Here is a 21,731-nt window from a genome sequence, read left to right as displayed (position 1 = left end):
TATTTAAAAAACTATCTATCTAAGAAGTCTAATAATCTAACTATGAAATACCATCAAATAGACCGAAACTTATTTATTAAAAACAGAGCAAAATTCACAGCACAAATGAAACCTAACAGTGTTGCTATTTTTAATTCCAATGATAATTACCCTGTAAGTGCTGATACAACTTTACCGTTTGCACAACATCGCGATATATTTTATTTATCTGGTGCTGACCAAGAAGAAAGCATTTTGTTATTGTTTCCGGATGCGCCTTATGAGCATTTAAAAGAGATTTTATTTCTAAAAGAAACCAACGAACATATTGCAATTTGGGAAGGTGAAAAACTAACTAAAGATCGGGCTTTTGAAGTTTCCGGAATCAAGTCAGTGATTTGGTTACAGGATTTTCACAAAACGTTAAAAGAGGTTATGGCTTACGCCGAAACGATGTATATCAACACCAACGAGCATTACCGCGCCTCGATTGAAACCGAAACACGTGAAGCACGTTTTGTAAAATGGTGGAAAGAAAACTATCCGGCACACAAAGTAGAAAAATCGAATCCTATTTTGCAACGCATACGCTCTATCAAAGAAAGCGAAGAAATTGACTTGATTCAAACAGCCTGTGACATTACCGAAAAAGGCTATCGCAGAGTATTACAATTTGTAAAACCAAACGTAACCGAATATGAAATCGAAGCCGAGTTTGCTCACGAGTTCCTAAGAAATCGTTCTAAAGGTTTTGCCTATACACCAATCATTGCTTCGGGAAACAATGCTAACGTGTTACATTATATTGAAAACAACCAGCAATGTAAAGCCGGTGATTTGGTCTTGCTTGATGTTGGTGCCGAATATGCTAATTACTCAAGTGATATGACGAGAATGGTTCCTGTTTCTGGAAGATTTACCGGCAGACAAAAAGAAGTTTACAATGCGGTTTTACGTGTAAAAAATGAAGCAACTAAAATGCTGACTGTTGGGAATATGTGGAAGCAATATCATCTAGAAGTTGGTAAAGTAATGACTTTTGAGCTTCTTGGTTTGGGATTAATTGACAAAGCTGATGTGCAAAATGAAAACCCGGATTGGCCAGCATATAAAAAATATTTCATGCACGGCACATCACATCACATGGGCTTAGACACTCACGATTATGGCTTGTTGCACGAACCTATGAAAGCGAATATGGTGTTCACCGTTGAACCAGGAATCTATATTCCGGCAGAAGGTTTTGGAATCCGAATTGAAGATGATGTTGTGATTCAGGAAAAAGGAGAACCGTTCAACTTAATGAGAAACATTCCGATTGAGGTTGATGAAATTGAATCAATAATGAATTCTTAGTTAGAAGAAAGAGAAAAGAATATAGATGATAAATAATAGACGGCTCACGGAAGTGGGTCGTTTTGTTTTAACATTAAGAAGTTAAAGAAGATTAAGAATTTCATTAATCTTACTATTTCTTAATGAAAAACCTTAACTTCTTAATGTTAAAATCTATTTTTGCATCTATGAAAGCCATCATCTACAAAAACACCAAAATCTCTTTTACCGACGAAGGCAAAGGAACCGCAGTTGTTTTTTTGCATGGTTTTCTCGAGAATAAAACCATGTGGAATGCCTTTATTCCTGAATTGAGTCAGAAATTCAGAATTATCACCATCGATTTATTAGGTCACGGCGAAACCGAATGCTTGGGTTATATGCATTCTATGGAAGATCAAGCTGATATGATTCATGCCGTTTTGCACGAATTGAAAATCAGAAAAGCAGCGCTCATTGGTCATTCAATGGGAGGTTATGTTGCCTTGGCTTTCGCCGAATTATATCCGGATAACGTTAAAGGAATTTTCCTTTTGAATTCAACTTCGAGAGCAGATAGCGATGAACGAAAAATTAATCGAAGTCGAGCCATTAAAGCAGTGAAACAAAACTACACCAACTTTGTGCGCCTTTCTATTGCCAATTTGTTTAGTGAAGACAATCGTGAGAAACTCGAAAATGAAATAGAAAACGTAAAACTCGAAGCTTTAAAAACGCCTTTACAAGGAATCGTTGCAGCACTCGAAGGCATGAAGATTCGCAAGGACAGAGAAGTCCTTTTACATTTTGCACCTTATCCAATCCAATTGGTTTTAGGTAAAAAAGATAGCGTTTTGAATTACGACGATACTATTAATCAGATTGAAGACACTAAAGTAGAATTGACCACTTTCCCCGACGGACATATGTCGCATATAGAAAACGAAACGGAATTAAAAAAAGTATTGGCTGATTTTTTGAAGAAGATTAAATAATTTTCTCCTCAAAAGGAATTTCCATATTCAAAATTTCCTGTAGTAAAACCACAATTTGTTCGAGATAGTTTTTCATTATTTCTTCAGAGATTATTGTAACAGCTTCTTTTTCAGGTTTAAACTGAAATGGTAAAAATCCTGATTTTAAGTTTTTAAAAGATAGTATTCCGGCTTCCATTTCTAGCCCTTTAGTCAGTTCTTCATACATAAAAGCATAAGCCAACACCTGAATAATTTTGTCGTTTTTGATGTCTTCGGTTAAACCATTCCAGTCTTTTAAAATAACATTGTTTTTGTCGACCTTCCCTGTTTTATAATCAACAATTCTAACCTTTCCGTTGCGCAATTCAATTCGGTCTACATTTCCTTTTATCAGCACCGAAAAAGGTAAACGCGTATCGATTAATTCTCTTTCATATGAAGTTTCTAAAGAGATGATTTGAATTTCATCACCATTTTCTATTGCTTCCAGTTCTGTTTTTAAAAAGTTTAGCACATTACGTTTGGCTACTTCAAATGCCAGCAAGTTTCTCCCTTTTTTGATTTCGCCTTCTTTATATACTTTTTTAAATTGATTTAAAACTTCATTGTCAATTTTAGAAATACAAATTTTGATGTCATCATTAGTTAAAAGTCGTCCGATGGTTGGTTTATACAATTCTTCTAAAGTGCCGTGAATAATGGTTCCTAAAGTATTAACCGCAATGTTTTCTTCGACCTCATCGGTTTCAGAAATTCGTAAAACCCGTTGAAAGTAAAACTGAATCGGATTGCGGATATATGTAGTTAAAGACGAAGGCGAAAACCCATTTGTGGCAATTTCGCGTAAGCGTGACATCACACTTTCTGTTTTTGGAACAACAATCGGTTGATGCGCAATAGTAGGTACATCCGGATTGTAATATTGAAATGTCAGGTTGTGATTAGGTTGCTTTTCTATTTCTAATTGTGTTATGAATCGACTTTTTTCTCCAGCATCAAAACCTTGACTGTCAGAATTATAAATCAAATATATGTTTTTGGCCCTTTGCAATAAATGATAAAAATGATAAGTATAAATAGCGTCTTTTTCTTTGAAAGTTGGGAGTCCATATTGCAGTTTCACATCATAAGGAATGAAAGAATTGCTGGTTTTTCCTGCCGGAAATTTACCTTCGTTTACCGAGGTAATAATTACGGTTTCAAAATCTAACACACGACTTTCTAAAACACCCATAACCTGCAAACCACTCAAAGGTTCACCTTCAAAAGAAACTTCAGCCACATCAATAACTTGCTTGTAAATGGCTTGTAACGTCCTAATGTCGTTTATGGATTGATGCTCCAAAAAATACGAAATCATCTTGTTGATGACTTTAAAAATCGAATACACAAAAGCATTTGTTATCTTTTCTTCTTCGTTTTCATGATTCAGATTGTTTTTGATTTTAAGCAAAATTTGAGCAATGTTTTCTAAAACGGGAATTGAACCAATATCCCATTTTTGGAACAATAACGAAAACAAGGTATTGTCTTTGGCATAAAGCTCTTCGAGTTTTTTATGGGTAATAAACGAATAGTTGTTTTTATTAATTATCGAAACCAATTCGTTAGCATTTACATAAGGTTCGACAAGCGGATGGGTTAAAATATCGAGAACATCTTTGTAATACATCACATAACTTGATGGATTTCTGGTCAAGGCATTGGTGTGCAGTTTGAATAATTTGGCAATCAATATTTGTGCAGGATTATTTTTGCTTGAAAACCCCATAGTAATATTCAAAGCATCAACATTTGACGGCAATGAATACAACATTGGCAATAGCAAACTTTCTTCTCCGAGCACTAATGCAACTTGCTGAAGACTTCCTATATCAGCTTGCTTTTCTATAATACTTCCTGCTATTTTAGCTTGTCCAATAGATTTTGAAGTTGCTATGACATGAATGTTCTTTTCGGTTTTAAAATCATTTGAAATCCATTCATATGGGTGTGTTTTATAATAAATCCATTCCGACTTAAACTTTCGTTGAAAATGTCCGGCATCGTGAAACGAATCGTGAAGTAAGGTTTCGTCAATATCCCAATAGATTTTGGCCACATCAAGTGCTAAAAGGTGCTGAATAATCTTTTCTTCAGCTTGATTGAGTGCATTAAAACCTGCAAAAACAAATTGCTTATCGTTATTGTTTTCAGAGAAATGATTTAGATTTTCTACTGCTTCCCGATAAATTAAACCTTGATATCCAATGCCTTTATTTAATAACTGTTGATATAATGAATGATAATATTCTGGGAGTTTTTTCCAAAAAAGCAAATGCTTTTCAATCAAATCTGTTCTTTTATCAACATCAACTGACCAATGCTCTATCTCTTTTATGTCTTCAAGATATTTTAAAATCTTATTTGGATCTAAAAGATATCTGTCAATTTCATTAAAATCCTGAAGTAACGTTTTTGCCCAATTAGCAAAGTTTTCAAAAGAATCTTGTTTGTCTTTATCTGTAAGAGAAAGGTAAACTTCAAAAAACGTAAACAACAATTCAACGCTGTCAACAGAACGAATTCCGGCAATATCTTGAATGAAATCTTCAATACTAATTATCTCGGGCGCAAAAACTGTATTAGAGACTAATTTTTTTAATTCATCTAGCAAAAAGACTTTAGCTCTTTTATTTGGCAAAACAATGGTCAACTCTGATAAGTTATCAGAATAGATTTTTAAAATTTCTTGAGAAAGTTGGTGAAGAAAAGTTGGTTTTGACATTTTATAAAAATAAAAAAACGCCCCGATATTCGGGGCGTTTTCTTGAAAATATTTTTGAAGAAATTATTTTACTAATTTCACTTCAACTCTTCTGTTGTTAGCTTTACCAGCTTTAGTTTTATTAGAATCAATTGGTTTAGACTCACCAAAACCAGCTGAAACTAATCTTGAACTTGCAATACCGTTTTCAACTATGTAGTTTTTAACAGCCGCTGCTCTATCTTCTGAAAGTTTTTGATTAGAAGCATCAGTACCATCGCTATCTGTGTGACCTTCAATTGAGAAGTTTGAGTTTGGATACTCTTTCAAGATAGCAGTAATAGCTTGTAAAACTGGGTAAGTTTGTTGTTTAAATGATGCTTTACCTGTATCAAATAAGATGGTTTTAGCATAGTCATTTAATCTTTTGATAGCTTCTTCAGTAACTTCTGGACATCCGTTGTTAGCAACAGTACCAGCTACATCTGGACATTTATCATCTTTGTCTAAAACTTTATCTCCATCTTTATCTGGCCAAGGACAACCACCGTTTTCTTTTGGACCTTTAACATCTGGACATTTGTCTGATTTGTCAGTAATACCATCACCGTCAGCATCTGGACAACCACCCAAAGATTTTAAACCAGCCACTTCTGGACAAGCATCATCTTTGTCAGCAATTCCGTCTCCGTCAGTATCAGGACAACCGTTGAATTCAGCAGGACCAGCAACATCTGGACAAGCATCGCTTGCATCAGTAATTCCATCAGCATCAGTATCAGGACATCCGTTGAATTGTTTTAAACCAGCAACTTCTGGACAAGCATCGTCTTTGTCATAGATTCCATCACCATCTGTATCTTTTCCTCCAAATTTGAAAGTAAGACCTGCAAAATGTTGCATGTGAGATGGCATGTCTTCACGAATATCTTCGAAAGATTGTTTGTAAGTTGCACGATAAGATAAACCTACCATTTCTGTGAACCAATACGTTAATCCTAAACCTCCGTTTAAAGTACCTGCGTGTAATTCATCACCAATCCAAGTATAACCTCCACCAATATGGATAGAAGGATCAATAGTTTTAGATTTAATTAAACTCATTAAGCTGTAGTTAATTACTGCATCTGCTGCATAGTAATTTTTATCTCCTGGATTAACTACTGTATATGGTCCTTCACCAACTCTTGGTAATACATACTTAGTTAATCTGTTAACAGATCCTGTAACTCCAAAAGAGAAGTTACTCCCTACGTATTTAGATACGTTTACATAAGATACTGAAGGAAGAATATTCCAATTATCTTTAGCATTAAAGAACTGAGAAAATTGGTCTTCCAATTTAGAAGCAGCACTTACTCTAGTATCTACTGCATTAGCCCCAAACGAAATCGCCCAAGGGTTGTTGCTGTCTTGAGCTTGTGAGCTGAATCCAGCTAACATTACCAAAGCAACGAATAATTTGTTAAGATGTTTCATACTTAGTTTGATTAGATTATAATAATTATAATGAGGCAAAAGTAATACGTAATATTCTAATATCAAAATCAAAATGTTAAAATATGTGAATTATGTAAAGAATCAGCACTAATTATGCAACTAAAACGTTTTCTATTGAATATTTAGCAGTTTTTTTACCTCATCAAATGCTTGAATTGCCTTATCCAAATGTTCTTTTGTATGAGCCGCCGAAAGTTGCACTCTTATTCTGGCTTTGTCCTTTGGAACAACAGGATAAAAGAAACCAATTACATAAATTCCTTTTTTTAGTAATTCATCTGCCATTATTTGTGACATCTTCGCATCGTATAACATTACCGGAACTATTGCCGAATCGCCATCAATGAAATCAATACCTGCTTTGCGCAAACCTTCTTTAAAGTAATTGGTATTCCATTCCAATTTATCTCGAAGTGTGGTATCTCTCTCTAATATTTCAAAGACTTTAATAGATGCGCCAACTATAGCTGGCGCCAATGAATTTGAAAACAAATAAGGACGCGAACGTTGACGCAGAATTTCAATCACTTCTTTTTTGGCTGTAGTATAACCGCCCATCGCGCCACCCAATGCTTTTCCTAAAGTTCCTGTGATGATATCTACTCTTCCCATAACTCCTTTGGCTTCTAGCGTTCCTTTACCGGTGGCACCAATAAAACCAGCCGCATGGCATTCGTCAACCATAACAAGAGCATCATATTTATCCGCTAAGTCGCAAATTTTATCTAATGGCGCTACCAGTCCATCCATAGAGAAAACACCATCCGTCACGATAAGTTTAAAACGATGTGCGGCTTCAACCGCTTTCTTTAATTGGTTTTCCAAATCTTCCATATTGGAATTTTCATAACGATAACGCGCCGCTTTGCACAAACGAACGCCATCAATAATAGAAGCGTGGTTCAAACTATCTGAAATAATACAATCTTCTTCACCTAGCAAAGGTTCGAAAACGCCGCCATTGGCATCAAAAGCTGCAGCGTATAATATAGTATCTTCTGTGCCGTAAAAATCGGCTATCTTTTTTTCTAAGGTTTTGTGGATATCCTGTGTTCCGCAAATGAATCGCACTGATGACATTCCGAAACCATGCGAATCCAGGGTGTCTTTGGCCGCTTGAATTACTTCAGGATGCGAAGACAATCCCAAATAATTATTGGCACAAAAGTTTAAAACGGTTTCGCCATTCACTGTAATTTCTGCTCCTTGAGGCGAGGTGATGATGCGCTCTTTTTTAAAAATCCCATTCTGTTCAATGGTATTGAGTTCGTTTTGTAGGTGTTGTTGAAGTTTTCCGTACATGATTGTTATTGTAGTTTAGTTTTGTTGTTACAAATTTACCACTTCCAAAGTCTCACCAATATAAACCAGTGCTTTTTTAGTGACTTTAAAACCCATTTTCTCAATGGCGTTTTGATAGTTTTCCAGTTGTAATTGATATTTGGTTTGATGTGAACCTGTTTTGTAATCTAATAAGTAAATTTCGTTTTGTTTAACAAAAACCATTCTGTCCGGTTTAACAATGTTTCCTTCTTTCTGAATAATGGTTTTCTCATTAAGAATTTTATACTCGTTCGAAAAAAACAATTGCAAATCCCGATGGTTTACAATTTCAGAAATGGTTCGCTCAACGACCTCTTTTTGAGAAGATACAATCAATCCGTTTTCGATGGCTTTGGTCAATGCCAAATCTATATCGTCTTTTGTTTTGATGAATGAGAGAATTTCGTGTAGTATATTGCCGTATTCAATCGCTTTTTGCTGTTTTGTATTCCACATTAAACTTTCACGTTGTGCAATTTTGATGTTTTTTGGATTCAAGGTTGCCGAAAGTTGTGGAATCGTTTCCGTTTCGTCTTTAGTTGCTATGGTTGTTGATAATTTTTCGGCTTTGCCAAATTCGTACTCTAATTTACTTTCGTTAAACTGGTTTCTTTCGTCCAAAAATTTGATAAAAAAAGTCGCCATATTATTCGGATAACTGCCTTCTTTATTTTTAGATTGCATCCCTGAAATAACATGTAATTGTTCTTCAGCACGTGTCATTGCTACATACAAGACATTAATGTCATCCAGCAATTCTTCTTGTTTTTTCTGATTATAAATGAGTGCCGATTCTTCACCGTAACTGGAAACATTATTGTTTTTATCAACCAAAACTTTGGGTAATCCAACTTGTTCCTCATCGGCGTTAAGCCAAATTTTCTCCCTTGGCCCTTTGCTGTAATCTTCTTCCGCAAACGGAAAAATAACCACCGGAAATTCTAACCCTTTAGAAGTATGAATGGTCATGATACGCACCGCCTCTTTTCCTTCGGGCGATGGAATACTCAACTTTCCTGAATTAGCATCCCAATACAATAGAAAATCTGAAATTCCGGCTTGCTTTTTTAAATCTTGTTCAAGTATAATATCCAAAAAATATTGAACGTAAGCATTTCGTTTTTCAATTGGGATGATTTTAGAAATAATACTTTCTACTGCTTCGTATAATGATTTTTTTCTGGTGTTTTTAAACGAAAAATGTATATCAAAACTAGTTAACCATTGTTCGAAATCGACTTCCAAATTTTGTTCCATTCCAAGCGCAATAAAATCATGAACAGGCATTTTTTGTTGACCATTGGATGCAATGTAATACAGGAAATTAGCTTTAGATTCGCGGTCACTATTGTTTTTCAAATAATATAAAACCGCAACAATACATTGCACCTCCGAAGAAGAACCAATCAACAAACTCTCAGAGGATAAAATCGGAATACCTTGTTGGGTTAAATAATTGGCAATAGCAATTCCGTTATCTTTTTTTCGAGTTACTACAGCAATGTCTTTATAGCTAAATCCGTTTGCTTTTACTTTTTGGATTGTGTTTAATGTTGCTAATAAATACAATGCCTCTTTAGCAGGATTTTCTTCTTCTCCAAATTCTGCTTTCTCTGATTTGGGGACAAACAAAATATTCACATAGCCGCCATTTTTAGCATTTAATAGTTGATGGCTATGATTTTTATATAAATCTTTATAATCTTCATGCGTAAATTCATTGGCTATAAAACCAAAGAAATTATTGTTAAAATCAATAACTTCGGAATAACTTCTATAATTAGTTGCTAACGATTTTACTTCTTTCGTATGATGCAAAAAAGCATTTTCTTCTTTACTCAATTCAATAAACTGCTCCGCTTTTCCACCACGCCATCGGTAAATGGATTGTTTTGGATCACCAACAATTAACAAACTGCCTCTTTCCCCTAATAAATCTTCACTCGAAAGTGAATTGTCAATCAGTGGAATTAAGTTTTGCCATTGCATTTCTGAAGTATCCTGAAATTCATCAATAAAAAAATGTTTGTATTTTTCTCCTAAACGCTCATAAATAAATGGCGCTGGCTGATTCTGAATTTGGTCATGAATTAGTTTGTTGAATTCTGTTATGGATAAAATTCCCTGTTCTTTTTGGATGTCGGTTAGTTTATTACTCAAAGTATTTAATAAGGAAAGCGGTGTGATGTTTTTTAGAAATGCCTGATAAAACAGTTGCTTTTCGGTTTTGATATAAATAGAATCTAAAATTTCTAACAGTTTTGGAATTATGCTTTCGATGATGGTTTTATCCTTAGCATCCTTTTTTATTTTAATATCATCAAATTCTTTAAATCGGTGGTTGTTTGCTCTGGCATCTTTTTCTTTGAAGAAATTCAAATGCTTCGGGAAAGTGCCATAAGGGAAAGAATTAGTGTCAATTCCGTTATTTTCAATTAGCAATAAAGCTTCGTTTGCCAAATCAGAACAATCGGTTTCCAATTCTTTAGTGAGTTCTGTCAGCTTATTTTTGATAACAACAAAATCTTCAATTTTCTTTTTATCAAAATGCGTGATTTCCTCTCGGTTATTTTCGTTTAAAATCAACCTGCCCGTTTCCAAAATTTCCCGTGAAATATCCCAGGATTTGTCATCATCAGTCTTTTCCATAGTGAAATCGACTAATAATTTTGTCAATTCGGCATCATTCCCAGCTTCGGCAATGATAGCATCAACAGCTTCGGTCAATAAAGCTTCGGTGTCTAATGAAACTTCAAAAGTGATTGGCAAACCTAAATCATGCGCAAAGGCACGTATAACTTTATGGGTGAATTTATCAATCGTTGAAATGTCAAAAGCGGCGTAATTATGAATCAGATTTTTGATAATGCTTTTGGCTTTTTCAGTAATGGTTGCCACAGACAATCCGGTTTCTACTTGAATATCCTGAATTAATCCTACTGCTTTTTCGGAAGGATTTTCATTGCTGAATTGAGAAAGACTTTCCAAGACACGGCTTTTCATTTCGTGCACCGCTTTATTGGTAAACGTTATGGCTAGAATATTTCGATAAGCATCCGGTTTTTTGGATAGCAGAATGATTTTCAGATATTCCTTTACCAGAGTATAGGTTTTACCTGAACCCGCAGATGCATCGTATATGGAGAAAGCTGGTTTTTGCATTAGTTATTAGTAATTAGATAAACAAAATTTAACTTGCTTACTTCTCCATAATATTCGACTTCATATTCGTCTACTTTAACAGCGCCAATTTTATCGATGGCTTTTTGCGAACGATAATTAAATGCTCCAATATGAAAATAGACTTTATCTACAAACTGAAAAGCATAATCAAGCATTAGCTTTTTTAAAGCCTTGTTATAACCATTGCCCCAAAATTTTCTTCCTATAAAAGTGTAGCCAATCAAAACAGAATTATCAGCTTCATTATAATCATAATACCGACTACAGCCTACTGTTTCATTTGTAACTACATCCAAAATTAAAAAAGCACCTTTTGATTCTATTGCGCCTTTAAAATAATTGGTGAAATCTTCCAATTTATATCGGTTCGGGTTTGGATGTTGCTCCCAAACTAAAGGATCCGAAGCTACGCCATACAATTCCTCAAAATCAATTCCTTGTAAAGGGATTAAACGAATCCTTTCGTTTTGCAGCCGTGTTGGTTGAAGGTCAAATTTCATTTTAGCTCTGCTATAATTTTAAATTATAATTATATAAAAAAATGTGTTTCATTTTGTAAAGTTAAATGTATAATTTTGGAATACATTTATAAAAATAACTTAAATAAAAATATCATGGCTTTTGAATTACCACAATTACCTTATGCATACGATGCATTAGAACCACATATTGATGCAAGAACTATGGAAATTCACCATACAAAACATCATAATGCCTACACTACTAATCTAAATGCTGCTGTTACAGGTACCGATTTAGAAGGAAAAACAATAGAAAATATTTTGATTAATCTTGATATGAAAAATGCAGCCGTTAGAAATAATGGTGGCGGATTTTATAATCACAATTTATTTTGGAGAGTAATGTCGCCAACTGGTGGTGGAAAACCTTCAGGAGAATTAGCAGATGCTATTGATGCTGCCTTTGGTTCGTTTGACGAATTTAAAGCACAGTTTTCTAAAGCAGGCGCTACTCGTTTTGGATCAGGTTGGGCATGGCTTTGTGTTCACAAAGGTGGAAAAGTTGACGTTTGCTCAACACCTAATCAAGATAATCCTTTAATGCCGGAAGTTGGTTGTTCTGGTTTTCCTATTCTTGGTATGGATGTTTGGGAACATGCTTATTATTTGAATTATCAAAATCGCCGTCCCGATTATATTGAAGCATTCTTTAATGTTATCAATTGGACAGAAGTAGCAAGATTATATGCTATAGAAAAATAATAAAATTCTTTTATGGGAATACTAAACCGATTGTGAAAGCAGTCGGTTTTTTTATTTTGGGATAAGCCTAAAAAATAAACAGGCGGAATCTCTTCCACCTGTTTGCCCCAAATCTACCATAACTTACTTAACCTACTAAATACTATGGTAAGACAAATCTAATAACTACTAGTTAAAAAATGCACTTTTTATCGAAATATATTGGAATGATAGGCAAATGAGAGGTTAAATGCACTTTTTTTAATGATTTTCAGACAATTATAAAATAAAAAAGGTGAAAATTTCTTTTCACCCTTTTTGCCCCAAATCTACCATAAACTTAACCTACTAATGCTATGGTTCTCCAAATATAAAGTGAATGTAATTCTTAAAACAAATAATTTAGATGAACTACATCAAAAGTCGTTAAAAGACAAAAAATGTTAAATTTTTAATAAGCACGAGCATTTTTTCCCTCATAAAAATTCATAAATGCTTTATTAGCAACTCGGTTGCCTCCCGGAGTTGGATAGTCTCCGGTAAAGTACCAATCTCCTAAATTTTTTGGGCAAGCTATGTGCAAGTTATCCACGGTTTGAAAAATAATTTTTACTTCTGCATTAATAACTTCGGAAGTTAATAACTCAGCTATTTTATCTGATATTTCTTGGTCTGTGAAAGGTTTATATATTTCGGTTACAAAATTTATGACATCGTTGTCTTTATAAAGGGCTTGTTCTATGCATTTAGCATAAACTTCATCTACTATGTGGTATAAATTGCGTTCTTTCAACAAAACTAAAGTGGCTTGAAAAGCTACTAAGCCTTCTAATTTTGCCATATCAATTCCATAACAATCCGGAAACCTTATTTGTGGTGCAGAGGAAACAACCACAATACGTTTTGGATGCAATCTGTCCATCATTTTGATAATTGACATCTTTAAGGTTGTTCCCCGAACGATACTGTCATCTATAATAACCAAATTGTCTGTTGGTTTTATTACTCCGTAAGTAACATCATATACGTGTGCAACCAAATCATCACGACTACTGTCCTCTGTTATGAATGTTCTGAGTTTGGCGTCTTTTATGGCAATTTTCTCCGTTCTGATTTTTACAGAAAGGATTTCTTCCAGCTTTTCTTTTGTTAATGTCTTTCTGTTATCAAGAATAAATTGATTTTTTCTTTGATTCAGAAAATCATTCGCGGCTTCCACCATTCCATAGAAAGAAGTTTCAGCTGTATTTGGTATATAGGAGAAAACAGAATTGTCTGTGTCGTTATCAATCGCTTCCAAAACTGCCGGAAGAATTAATTTTCCTAATTCTTTTCGTTCCTGATAAATTTCGGCATCGCTTCCGCGGGAAAAATAAATGCGCTCAAAAGAACACGCTTTCTTTATGGTTGGTGTTATTATTTCTTCTTCGGTAATACGTCCGTTTTTCTTAATAATTAAAGCATGACCAGGTTGCAATTCTTGTACTTTTTCAAAAGGGACATTGAAAACCGTTTGAATTACAGGCCTTTCAGAAGCAACAACTGCAATTTCATCATCCTGGTAAAAATAAGCCGGACGAATTCCGGCAGGATCTCGAAAAACAAATGCGTCTCCATGACCTAAAAGCCCTGCCATCGCATAACCGCCATCCCAACCTTTAGAGGCTCGTTTTAAAATAGTAGTAATGTCTAATTTCTCAGCAATAACAGGTGAAGCTTCTCTTTTTGACAAACCGTTATTTTTGCATTCCAAATACAAATCGGTCACTGCATCATCAAGAAAATGACCTATTTTTTCCATAACCGTAACGGTGTCTGTCATTTCTTTGGGATGTTGACCTAATTCTACCAAGCTATTAAAAAGTTCGGTAACATTGGTCATGTTAAAGTTTCCGGCCAGAATCAAATTACGGTGCATCCAATTATTTTGACGCAAAAACGGATGAACGCTTTCAATACTATTTTTACCAAAAGTTCCGTAACGAACATGTCCCAAAAATAATTCTCCGATATAGGGTATGTTTTCTTTCTGCAACGCAACATTATCTTGATATTCCGGATGCGAAATCAATTCTTCACTAATACGCTCGTTGATTTGAGCAAAAACATCTTGAATTGCTTGTGCTTTATTAGAACGAACTCTACTTATGTATCTTTCGCCAGGTTCAACATCTAATTTAATTGAGGCAAATCCGGCACCGTCTTGTCCACGGTTGTGTTGCTTTTCCATCAGCAAATACATTTTTTGAATGCCATAGAAAGCCGATCCGTATTTTTCTTTATAAAATTCCAGTGGCTTTTTTAATCGTAAAAGTGCAATTCCACATTCGTGTTTTATGGCGTCACTCATCGTTGTATTTATTTAGTTGTGTTGCTTTTTTATTGCCACTGATTCACTGATTTTAATAAATTTTATTTGCAATCTGTGAATTAGTGGCTACTTTTCTTTTAAACAAAAATGCCCCGAAAATTCGAGGCATAAATTTATGATAATTCTATTTCAAATTGTGTTAACGCTTTGAATTGTTTTAGTCGCTGGTTAACTTCTTGTTTTGTCAAAGTCAACATTCTTTCGGTTCCAAATTTTTCAACGCAAAACGAAGCTAAGTTGGAACCTTGTATAATAGCGGTTTTCATCGTTTCAAATGAAATATCACCTTGTTGTGCAATGAATCCGGCAAATCCACCGGCGAAAGTATCTCCGGCACCAGTTGGATCAAACACATCTGCTAAAGGCAATGCAGGTGCAAAGAAAATTTCGTGGTCATGGAAAATCAACGCGCCATGTTCTCCTTTTTTAATAACCACATATTTTGGTCCCATAGTGTGGATTTTTTTAGCGGCTTTTACCAAAGAATATTCTCCAGACAATTGACGTGCTTCTTCATCATTAATAGTTATTACGTCGACACGTTTGATTACGTCTAATAATTCAGGTAAAGCACAATCCATCCAAAAATTCATTGTATCTAATACTACTAGTTTTGGTTTTTGAGTTAATTGATTCAAAACACCCGTTTGTACAATTGGATGTAAGTTTCCTAACATCACAACATCGGCATCTTTAAAATTTTCAGGAACAATTGGGTTGAAATCAGCCAACACATTTAATTCGGTAGCCAAGGTATCTCTTGAGTTCATATCGTTGTGATAACGGCCGCTCCAAAAAAACGTTTTTCCATCTTTTACCACTTCAAGCCCTGAAATATCAATATTTCTTGACGTTAATAAATCTAAATATTCCTGTGGAAAATCATCGCCAACAACCGAAACAATAGCCGATTGCAAGTTAAAATGCGAAGCCGATAAACCAATAAATGTTCCTGCTCCGCCTAAAATTTTGTCTGTTTTACCAAAAGGTGTTTCGATAGCGTCAAAAGCAACCGTTCCTACTATTAAAAGTTTATTCATTATCTGTGTTTCAAATTAAAGGCGCAAAGATAAACTTTAGTTTAGAAGTTTAAAAGTTTATAGGTTTAAAAGTTTTGGAGATAATTTATTCGTAGTGAATCTATAATGAGTCTATAACGAGTCTATAAAAACTCTATAAAAAATGTTGTTTTTTATAGAATCATTATAAAGGTAGTATAGTGTTTTTATATAGTCAAACCGAAGAAAGGCAAAGCAATTAATAAGAGTATCGGGGAAAGTCTAGGGGTTGTCACAGAAATGGAAGACTGTGATTACAGCAGTTTTTGCTCTTCTTTTTCATAAAAAGCATCCACAGATAGGTTGGGCAAACCCGATGCATAGACGGCTAATTCATCACAGCGTTCGTTTTGTGGATGATTGTTATGGCCTTTAATCCATTTGAAATCTACTTGATGCTGGCGGTAAATTTTCAGAAAGCGCATCCATAAGTCTGGATTCTTTTTGTCTTTGAAACCCTTTTTCTCCCATCCAAAAACCCATTTCTTTTCTACTGCATCTACAACATACTTTGAATCGGAAATAACTAAAACTTTCATATTAGGTTTTGTTATTTTTTCCAAACCAACGATTACCGCCAGCAATTCCATTCGGTTATTGGTTGTGTGTCGAAATCCTTCGTAAAATTCTTTTTTATAAGTTGAACCTACTAATTCCATTACAACTCCATAACCACCGTTTCCGGGATTTCCTTTGGCAGCACCGTCAGTGTAGATGTGAACTTGATGAGACATTTTAGACTGCTTAGATTTTAGATAGTTAGATTTTGTAAAGATAGAAGTTCTTCTAAGAAGTCTAATAATCTAACCTTCTAACAATCTCTCAATTATTTTTGGAAAATGGTTGTGTTCTAATTCGTGGATTTTGAATGCGATTTCATCTGCGGAAGCGCAATTTTCGATGCTTACTTTTTGCTGAAAGATAAATTCGCCTTCATCATAATGTTCGTTGACATAGTGAATGGTAATTCCGGTTTCTTTTTCTTTATTATCCAAAACCGTTTGATGCACTTTCATGCCATACATGCCTTTCCCGCCATATTTTGGTAATAAAGCCGGATGGATATTGATGATTTTATTCGGATAAGCAGTAACAATTTCTTCAGGCATTTTCCATAAAAATCCTGCCAAAACAATCAAATCGGGTTGGAGTTCGTTTATTTTATTCAAAACAAAACCTTCATTAAGTTCTTCTTTGGTAAAGATAAGTGTTGGAACATTATGGGTTTTTGCTTTATCTAAAACTTTGGCATTAGGGTTATTAGTGAAGACGCCGACTACAATAATGTCATGATGATTTTTGAAGTATTGAATTATATTTTCCACATTGGAACCAGTGCCTGAAGCAAAAAGCAAAATCTTTTTCATATGGAAGATAACATTGTTTTTCAAAGGAATATGGAATCGCCGTCATTATAATTGTTTAATTGGCTATGGCGATTTCATTCAAAATAAAATTACAGCACAAAAAAAGCATAAATACTTGAATTAAAACCATGAGTTTACAAGATTCTGAAATAAATTTTTTATTTTCGTGGTCACATTTACTAACAAAAAGGTTGTTTTAAAATAAAGTTTTTTATTTTTGCCAACAAATTTAAATTTAAAATTAGAAATTATGTCAGACATTGCATCAAGAGTTAAAGCGATTATTGTAGACAAATTAGGCGTTGATGAAAACGAAGTTGTAACAGAAGCAAGCTTCACAAATGATTTAGGAGCTGATTCATTAGACACTGTTGAGTTGATTATGGAGTTCGAAAAAGAATTTGACATTCAAATTCCAGACGACCAAGCTGAAAACATTGCTACTGTAGGTCAAGCTATTTCTTACATCGAAGAAGCAAAAAAATAATAATTACTAATCCGTGAGACTATAATTAGTTTCACGGATTTTTATTATTTTTACTAAAAAAGTAAACTGATTGATATTCAATCTCAAAATATTGAAATACCCTTGTCTCTTTAATGATTATATTTGAAGAAAACATGGGTATTATTTGTTTAAATACAATTGTAAAAAATAAATTATGACATTAAAACGAGTTGTAGTAACTGGTTTAGGAGCAATAACCCCAATTGGAAATAACATTTCCGAGTATTGGAACGCTTTAATTAATGGTGTTAGTGGTGCAGCTCCAATTACCTATTACGATACCGAAAAGCATAAGACAAAATTTGCTTGCGAGGTCAAAAACTTCAACATTGAAGAATATATGGATCGCAAAGAGGCAAGAAGAATGGATAAGTTTGCTCAATATGCTGTGGCTGCAAGTCAGGAAGCTATTGCAGATGCCGGAATTACAGATACTAATGTTGACAAACAAAGAGTTGGTGTAATTTGGGGCGCCGGAATTGGCGGATTAGAAACTTTTCAAGACGAAGTAATCAGCTATGCTCAAGGCGATGGAACACCCCGTTTTAATCCTTTCTTTATACCTAAAATGATTGCCGATATTGCCCCTGCACATATTTCAATGAGAAATGGTTTTATGGGTCCAAATTACACAACTGTTTCTGCTTGTGCTTCCTCTGCCAATGCCATGATTGACGCTTTCAATTACATTCGTTTAGGAATGTGTGATGTCATTATTTCCGGTGGTTCAGAAGCGGCAGTTACTATTGCCGGAATGGGTGGATTTAATTCGATGCAAGCCTTGTCTACCAGAAATGATAGTCCTGAAACAGCTTCAAGACCTTTTGATGCTACCCGTGACGGATTTGTTCTTGGTGAAGGTGCTGGAGCATTAGTTTTAGAAGAATACGAACATGCTAAAGCACGTGGTGCTAAAATATATTGTGAAGTTGGCGGTGGCGGAATGTCGTCAGATGCTTATCATTTAACAGCTCCACATCCGGAAGGAATTGGCGTTATTGCGGTTATGAATAATACGCTTCGCGATGCCGGAATGAAACCAGAACAAATTGACCACATTAACACTCACGGAACTTCAACACCACTTGGAGATGTGGCCGAATTAAAGGCGATTAGTGCTGTTTTTGGAGATCACGCTAAAAATATCAATATCAATTCAACCAAATCAATGACTGGCCATTTACTTGGTGCGGCAGGAGCTATTGAAGCTATTGCTTCTATTTTGGCTATGAAATATGGAATTGTTCCTCCGACAATTAACCATACTGTTGTAGATGAAAATATTGACCCAAGTTTAAACTTAACTTTGAATAAAGCTCAGAAAAGAGAAATCAATGTGGCCATGAGTAATACTTTTGGATTTGGAGGTCACAATGCCTGTGTTTTATTCAAAAAATTACAAGACTAATTTTAGATGAAAATTCTAAAAAATATATTTCAAAAATCCCGTTCAACTGAGGACGGGATTTTTTTTAACGAAATTCAAAATGTAATAGGTTTCAAGCCTCAATCTATAATTTACTACCAAAAAGCATTTACTCATCGCTCCACAAATCAAATGGATTTAAAAGGGAATCCGATGAATTATGAGCGTTTAGAATTTTTAGGAGATGCTATGTTAAGTTCAGTAATTGCAGCCTATCTTTATAATGAAGCTCCAGCTGGCGACGAAGGTTATTTAACTAAAATGCGCTCAAAAATTGTGAGTCGAGAACATCTAAACGAGTTAGGAAGAGATTTAGATTTAATCCGATTTGTAGAAAGTAAGGTTCCCACACAACACTTTGGGGAAAACATACATGGTAATATTTTTGAAGCATTAGTTGGCGCCATTTTTCTTGATAAAGGCTATGGTTTTTGTGAAAAGTTTATTCAAAAAAGCGTCATAGTTCCTTATGTTGATATTGCCAAATTAGAAGGAAAGGTTATTAGTTACAAGAGCTTACTTATTGAATGGTGCCAAAAGGAAAAGAAATCATTTTATTTTGATGTTTTTGATGACAACGGCAACGATGGTCAAAAATATTTTGGTGTTAAACTTAGTATCGATGATAAAGTGATAGCTAAAGCTAGAGCGACGTCTAAAAAGAAGGCAGAAGAGAAAGCGGCACAACGCGCATATTTTGTATTTCAAGAAAAAATTAACAAAAAATAATGCAGATTCCTAAAAAACTACAACGTTTTCGTTCATAAAATAACGTTAAGCTAAAACGTTGTTTGCGAAAATCTGTAACAGATAAACTATATTTACAACTTATTTTGCAAATTTATGGCTGTTCACAAATTGCATCTTGAAGAGTTTGACGAAATAGATTATCAATTAATTGCCATTCATACTTCATTAGAAGATTATCGCTTGGCTTATTATATTAATCAAAAATTGCCAATTACTCTTAAAAAAAATAATTGCAATATTCAAATCAGCAACAAAGAAGGTGAAACTCAGTTTACAAGATTTGTTTATGAAGATTCAAAAGATATTGCATGGAATTTAGTTCAAAATCAAAATGATGTCTTTGTTCCATCACAAAATAGCAATCAAGGATTGTTTGCCGAAAGCAACAACAAATTTTCGACAAAAATTTATTTGATTCCCGAGTTTAAAAAAGTAGATTATTTTTTAAAAATCGAAAATGGAGAAGTCAATATTGATGTACTAAAAATTGCAAGTTGTATAAAAAAAATAGACAGAGTAAGCACTGTTTACGCTGTAGAAGTAGAAAAAATAAAGTCAAAAAATAATTTAATTTTTTAAATATAATGCCAACCAGAAAAAAAACCAAAATTGTAGCCACACTTGGCCCGGCATGTAGTTCTAAGGAAGTAATCAAAAAAATGATTGATGCCGGAGTGAATGTTTTTCGTGTTAATTTTTCTCATGCCGATTATGCTGATGTAAAAGAAAGAATCGATATCATAAGAAGTTTGAACGATGAATTTGGTTACACTACCGCAATTTTAGGCGATCTACAAGGTCCTAAACTTCGTGTTGGTGTTATGAAAGAAGACGTTGTTGTAAACCCTGGAGATATTATCACTTTCCAAACTGCCGAAGATATTCCTGGTACAAAAGAACGTGTTTACATGAACTATAAAGAATTTCCAAGAGACGTAAATCCGGGTGAAAAGATTCTGTTAGACGATGGAAAACTAATGTTTGAAGCATTGGAAACTAACGGAACAACGGAAGTAGTTTGTAAAGTAATTCAAGGTGGCCCTTTAAAATCTAAAAAAGGGGTAAACCTTCCGAATACAAAAGTATCTCTTCCGGCTTTGACAAAAAAAGATATCAAAGATGCCATTTTTGCTATCGAACAAAAAGTAGATTGGATTGCCCTTTCGTTTGTTAGAACTCCGGCCGATTTAGAAGAACTGCAAGATTTGATTTCCAAACATTCTGAGTATAAAATTCCAATTATTGCCAAAATCGAAAAGCCAGAAGCGGTAGAAAACATTGATAAAATTGTTGCTTTCTGTGATGGATTAATGGTGGCTCGTGGTGATTTGGGAGTTGAAATTCCGGCGCATGAAGTTCCGTTAATTCAAAAGAAATTAATTCACAGAGCAAAAACAGCTCGTATTCCAGTAATTGTGGCAACACAGATGATGGAAACGATGATAACCAGTTTAACACCAACTCGTGCCGAAGTAAATGACGTAGCCAACTCTGTAATGGATGGTGCTGATGCCGTAATGTTATCTGGAGAAACTTCTGTTGGAAATTATCCTGTAGAAGTAATTGAAAAAATGACACAAATTATTGAAGCTGTTGAAGATTCACCTTTAATACTTGTGCCACAAAATCCGCCTCACGTTAGAACAAAACGTTTTATAACAAAATCGATTTGTTATCACGCTGCGATTATGGCCAATGAGATTAAAGCAAAAGCCATTTCAACACTAACAAATAGTGGATACACTGCCTTTCAAATCTCGGCTTGGCGCCCTTCTGCTCATATTTTAGTCTATACTTCTAACAAAAGAATTTTGACACAATTGAGTCTGCTTTGGGGAGTTAATGCTTTCTTTTATGATAAATTTGTAAGCACTGATGATACCGTTGATGATGTAAATGATATTGCTAAAACCAATGGTTATGTGAAAAAAGGCGATATGCTTATCAATCTTGCAGCGATGCCTGTTGCTGATAAAGGAATGGTAAATACCTTGAGAGTATCTGAAATAGAATAATTAAATTTACTT

General features: G+C 34.4%; 17 protein-coding genes. 8 read left to right on the top strand and 9 right to left on the bottom strand.

Going from position 1 to position 21,731, the window contains the following annotated elements; all coding sequences use genetic code 11:
- Positions 1–42: 42 nt before the first annotated feature.
- Both QWY90_RS14750 and QWY90_RS14745 read left to right on the top strand, forming a co-directional pair.
- Positions 43–1,335 (top strand): aminopeptidase P family protein, encoded by a 1,293-nt coding sequence (locus QWY90_RS14750; protein ID WP_290286832.1) that lies wholly within the window; start codon positions 43–45, stop codon positions 1,333–1,335.
- A gap of 167 nt (positions 1,336–1,502) precedes the next feature.
- Positions 1,503–2,288, top strand: coding sequence for an alpha/beta fold hydrolase (locus QWY90_RS14745; protein ID WP_290286830.1), 786 nt, complete (start codon positions 1,503–1,505; stop codon positions 2,286–2,288).
- On the opposite strand, the gene QWY90_RS14740 is transcribed toward QWY90_RS14745, so the two are convergent.
- The 5 genes from QWY90_RS14740 to QWY90_RS14720 form a co-directional block, all read right to left on the bottom strand.
- Complete coding sequence (locus QWY90_RS14740) at positions 2,281–5,037, bottom strand: PD-(D/E)XK nuclease family protein (protein WP_290286828.1); 2,757 nt, start codon at positions 5,035–5,037, stop codon at positions 2,281–2,283. The two genes, QWY90_RS14745 and QWY90_RS14740, sit on opposite strands and share 8 nt — an antisense overlap.
- Before the next feature lie 63 nt (positions 5,038–5,100).
- A complete protein-coding gene (locus QWY90_RS14735) occupies positions 5,101–6,495 on the bottom strand; it encodes an OmpA family protein (protein ID WP_290286827.1) in 1,395 nt (464 codons plus the stop codon).
- A 132-nt stretch (positions 6,496–6,627) separates the two neighbouring features.
- Positions 6,628–7,818 carry a glycine C-acetyltransferase gene (kbl, locus tag QWY90_RS14730; protein WP_290286826.1) on the bottom strand — a complete coding sequence of 397 codons (1,191 nt, stop codon included), beginning with the start codon at positions 7,816–7,818 and terminating at the stop codon, positions 6,628–6,630.
- Between the two features lie 27 nt (positions 7,819–7,845).
- Complete coding sequence (locus QWY90_RS14725; RefSeq protein ID WP_290286825.1) at positions 7,846–11,001, bottom strand: UvrD-helicase domain-containing protein; 3,156 nt, start codon at positions 10,999–11,001, stop codon at positions 7,846–7,848.
- The gene (locus QWY90_RS14720; RefSeq protein WP_290286824.1) at positions 11,001–11,522 is read right to left on the bottom strand and encodes a GNAT family N-acetyltransferase; all 522 of its coding nucleotides are present in this window, start codon (positions 11,520–11,522) and stop codon (positions 11,001–11,003) included. Before QWY90_RS14720 ends, QWY90_RS14725 begins: the two co-directional genes overlap by 1 nt.
- A gap of 114 nt (positions 11,523–11,636) precedes the next feature.
- Here QWY90_RS14720 and QWY90_RS14715 point away from each other — a divergent pair, with 114 nt between their 5' ends.
- Positions 11,637–12,245: a superoxide dismutase gene (locus QWY90_RS14715; RefSeq protein ID WP_290286823.1), complete on the top strand. Its 609-nt coding sequence runs from the start codon at positions 11,637–11,639 to the stop codon at positions 12,243–12,245.
- A gap of 430 nt (positions 12,246–12,675) precedes the next feature.
- On the opposite strand, the gene QWY90_RS14710 is transcribed toward QWY90_RS14715, so the two are convergent.
- The 4 genes from QWY90_RS14710 to purN all read right to left on the bottom strand — a co-directional run bounded on the left by QWY90_RS14710 (position 12,676) and on the right by purN (position 17,020).
- Positions 12,676–14,574: an amidophosphoribosyltransferase gene (locus tag QWY90_RS14710; RefSeq protein ID WP_290286822.1), complete on the bottom strand. Its 1,899-nt coding sequence runs from the start codon at positions 14,572–14,574 to the stop codon at positions 12,676–12,678.
- 134 nt (positions 14,575–14,708) lie between these two features.
- Complete coding sequence (locus QWY90_RS14705) at positions 14,709–15,635, bottom strand: PfkB family carbohydrate kinase (RefSeq protein ID WP_290286821.1); 927 nt, start codon at positions 15,633–15,635, stop codon at positions 14,709–14,711.
- A 272-nt stretch (positions 15,636–15,907) separates the two neighbouring features.
- Complete coding sequence (gene rnhA, locus QWY90_RS14700) at positions 15,908–16,387, bottom strand: ribonuclease HI (RefSeq protein ID WP_290286820.1); 480 nt, start codon at positions 16,385–16,387, stop codon at positions 15,908–15,910.
- A gap of 69 nt (positions 16,388–16,456) precedes the next feature.
- On the bottom strand, positions 16,457–17,020 hold the full coding sequence (purN, locus tag QWY90_RS14695) for a phosphoribosylglycinamide formyltransferase (protein WP_290286819.1): 564 nt from the start codon (positions 17,018–17,020) through the stop codon (positions 16,457–16,459).
- Between the two features lie 250 nt (positions 17,021–17,270).
- On the opposite strand from purN, the gene QWY90_RS14690 reads away from it, so the two are divergent.
- The 5 genes from QWY90_RS14690 to pyk all read left to right on the top strand — a co-directional run bounded on the left by QWY90_RS14690 (position 17,271) and on the right by pyk (position 21,719).
- Positions 17,271–17,507, top strand: a complete 237-nt coding sequence (locus QWY90_RS14690) for an acyl carrier protein (protein WP_007137004.1) — start codon at positions 17,271–17,273, stop codon at positions 17,505–17,507.
- Between the two features lie 175 nt (positions 17,508–17,682).
- Positions 17,683–18,936, top strand: coding sequence for a beta-ketoacyl-ACP synthase II (gene fabF / locus QWY90_RS14685; protein WP_290286818.1), 1,254 nt, complete (start codon positions 17,683–17,685; stop codon positions 18,934–18,936).
- A 6-nt stretch (positions 18,937–18,942) separates the two neighbouring features.
- A complete protein-coding gene (gene rnc / locus QWY90_RS14680) occupies positions 18,943–19,683 on the top strand; it encodes a ribonuclease III (RefSeq protein ID WP_290286817.1) in 741 nt (246 codons plus the stop codon).
- A 114-nt stretch (positions 19,684–19,797) separates the two neighbouring features.
- Positions 19,798–20,283 (top strand): IPExxxVDY family protein, encoded by a 486-nt coding sequence (locus tag QWY90_RS14675; protein WP_290286816.1) that lies wholly within the window; start codon positions 19,798–19,800, stop codon positions 20,281–20,283.
- Between the two features lie 5 nt (positions 20,284–20,288).
- Positions 20,289–21,719, top strand: coding sequence for a pyruvate kinase (gene pyk, locus QWY90_RS14670; RefSeq protein WP_290286815.1), 1,431 nt, complete (start codon positions 20,289–20,291; stop codon positions 21,717–21,719).
- Positions 21,720–21,731: the final 12 nt, after the last annotated feature.

Source organism: Flavobacterium paronense (genome assembly GCF_030409795.1).
GTDB classification, from domain to species: domain Bacteria; phylum Bacteroidota; class Bacteroidia; order Flavobacteriales; family Flavobacteriaceae; genus Flavobacterium; species Flavobacterium paronense.
The sequence above is the reverse complement of the archived record's forward strand: the minus strand, read 5'-3'. Positions and strand labels throughout refer to the sequence as shown.

Bases quoted from the DNA above. Each gene is read 5' to 3' on its own strand.
- QWY90_RS14750 (WP_290286832.1), top strand. From the start codon at position 43: ATGAAATACCATCAAATAGACCGAAACTTATTTATTAAAAACAGAGCA.
- QWY90_RS14745 (WP_290286830.1), top strand. From the start codon at position 1,503: ATGAAAGCCATCATCTACAAAAACACCAAAATCTCTTTTACCGACGAA.
- QWY90_RS14740 (WP_290286828.1), bottom strand. From the start codon at position 5,037: ATGTCAAAACCAACTTTTCTTCACCAACTTTCTCAAGAAATTTTAAAA.
- QWY90_RS14735 (WP_290286827.1), bottom strand. From the start codon at position 6,495: ATGAAACATCTTAACAAATTATTCGTTGCTTTGGTAATGTTAGCTGGA.
- kbl (WP_290286826.1), bottom strand. From the start codon at position 7,818: ATGTACGGAAAACTTCAACAACACCTACAAAACGAACTCAATACCATT.
- QWY90_RS14725 (WP_290286825.1), bottom strand. From the start codon at position 11,001: ATGCAAAAACCAGCTTTCTCCATATACGATGCATCTGCGGGTTCAGGT.
- QWY90_RS14720 (WP_290286824.1), bottom strand. From the start codon at position 11,522: ATGAAATTTGACCTTCAACCAACACGGCTGCAAAACGAAAGGATTCGT.
- QWY90_RS14715 (WP_290286823.1), top strand. From the start codon at position 11,637: ATGGCTTTTGAATTACCACAATTACCTTATGCATACGATGCATTAGAA.
- QWY90_RS14710 (WP_290286822.1), bottom strand. From the start codon at position 14,574: ATGAGTGACGCCATAAAACACGAATGTGGAATTGCACTTTTACGATTA.
- QWY90_RS14705 (WP_290286821.1), bottom strand. From the start codon at position 15,635: ATGAATAAACTTTTAATAGTAGGAACGGTTGCTTTTGACGCTATCGAA.
- rnhA (WP_290286820.1), bottom strand. From the start codon at position 16,387: ATGTCTCATCAAGTTCACATCTACACTGACGGTGCTGCCAAAGGAAAT.
- purN (WP_290286819.1), bottom strand. From the start codon at position 17,020: ATGAAAAAGATTTTGCTTTTTGCTTCAGGCACTGGTTCCAATGTGGAA.
- QWY90_RS14690 (WP_007137004.1), top strand. From the start codon at position 17,271: ATGTCAGACATTGCATCAAGAGTTAAAGCGATTATTGTAGACAAATTA.
- fabF (WP_290286818.1), top strand. From the start codon at position 17,683: ATGACATTAAAACGAGTTGTAGTAACTGGTTTAGGAGCAATAACCCCA.
- rnc (WP_290286817.1), top strand. From the start codon at position 18,943: ATGAAAATTCTAAAAAATATATTTCAAAAATCCCGTTCAACTGAGGAC.
- QWY90_RS14675 (WP_290286816.1), top strand. From the start codon at position 19,798: ATGGCTGTTCACAAATTGCATCTTGAAGAGTTTGACGAAATAGATTAT.
- pyk (WP_290286815.1), top strand. From the start codon at position 20,289: ATGCCAACCAGAAAAAAAACCAAAATTGTAGCCACACTTGGCCCGGCA.